General features: G+C 38.3%; 1 protein-coding gene. It reads left to right on the top strand.

Features of this window, described 5'->3' with window-relative positions; translation table 11 throughout:
- The first annotated feature begins 111 nt into the window (after window positions 1–111).
- Window positions 112–1,320, top strand: a complete 1,209-nt coding sequence (hmpA, locus tag AC1DUW_RS28205; protein ID WP_053346711.1) for an NO-inducible flavohemoprotein — start codon at window positions 112–114, stop codon at window positions 1,318–1,320.
- The last annotated feature ends 266 nt before the right edge of the window (window positions 1,321–1,586 follow it).

Here is a 1,586-nt window from a genome sequence, read left to right as displayed (position 1 = left end):
ACATTAATACTAATAGTATAAAAAGATGTATTTTATATATTGCTTTTCAAGTCATTAAGTTCTAAGATAAACATGTATTTAAAATACTTGTTTAAGAAGAGGGGTTTACACATGCTATCCCAAAAAACTATCGACATCATCAAATCCACTGTACCTGTATTAGAAGTACATGGTACAACTATTACAACTGTATTTTATGAAAATCTTTTCGAAGCGCATCCTGAACTATTGAATGTTTTCAATCACGCCAATCAGAAAAAAGGACGCCAACAAAATGCACTTGCTAACACCGTATTAGCCGCAGCTAAATATATAGATCAACTTGAAACGATTTTACCAGCTGTGAAACAAATAGCACAAAAACATAGAAGTCTGGCTGTTAAACCGGAACATTACCCTATTGTAGGAGAATTCTTATTAGGAGCAATTAAAGAAGTATTAAAAGATGCGGCTACCGAGGAAATCATCCATGCGTGGGGAGAGGCATATGGAGTCATTGCCGGTGTATTTATTAGCATAGAAAAGGAAATGTACGATCAAGCTTCCAATCAGGACGGAGGATGGTCTGATTTCAAACCATTCACTGTAGTGGAAAAAGTACAGGAAAGCGATGTAATTACTTCCTTTTATTTAAAGCCAGCAAATGGTGATGCGGTTCCATCATTTTTACCTGGACAATATGTGACCATACGTATGGAGATACAGGGTGAACGTTACTTATTCAACCGTCAGTATAGTTTATCAGCTTCACCTGGAAAAGATTACTTCCGGATTTCTGTCAAAAAAGAAAAGCCGGGAATCTCTCCAGATGGTAGAGTCTCAAACTATCTGCATGAAGTTATTCAGGTGGGAGACATGATAGACGTAACCGCTCCTGCTGGAGATTTCACTATCAACATGGAAAAACAAACACCTCTAGTATTTCTTAGCGGCGGCGTTGGAATAACTCCTTTCATGAGCATGGTACATGCGGTTGCTGATCAAAAGCCCGAACGTGATGTACAATTCATTCATGCCTCTGAAAATGGTGCATTGCAGCCGTTTAGAAGTGAGTTGACAGAACTTTCTCAAAAATTGACTAATTATCAATTATCCTTTGTTTATAAAAATCCGAGCGAAGAAGATAAGAACTTACCGAATTTTGAGAAGCAAGGTTATATGGATGCGGAACTATTAAGCAGTCATGTAAAACCTGAAGCAGATTATTATGTATGTGGTCCGGTCCCGTTTATGAAAGCTATTATTACTTGTCTGAAAGAGCTTGGGATAGATCCAGAAAAAATCCACTATGAATTCTTCGGCCCAGCGATAGCGCTTTAAGATTTAATAAAGGTTTTTGAATGGTGTTGACATCAAGATGATAATTTTGCATACTATATTAAAACCATGAACGTTGAAGGAAGATTAGTATGCGAAAATTTACTGTGACAGAGAGCGGTGTTAATTGCTGGAAGACCCGCGACAGAAAAGCGCAGAACCTGCTTCTTGAGTCCTATGCGAAACATAGGCGCAAATCCTGGCGTTATCAGGCAAAGTGGGATGCATAAATTTGCATTCAATGAAGGTGGTACCACGGAGAGAAGCCC

Source organism: Peribacillus sp. P4_C12, assembly GCF_056402095.1.
Note: the sequence above shows the minus strand (reverse complement) of the source record. Positions and strands in the feature narration are given on the sequence as shown.

Excerpts from the sequence above, each read along its gene's own strand:
- hmpA (WP_053346711.1), top strand. The coding sequence starts at position 112 with ATGCTATCCCAAAAAACTATCGACATCATCAAATCCACTGTACCTGTA.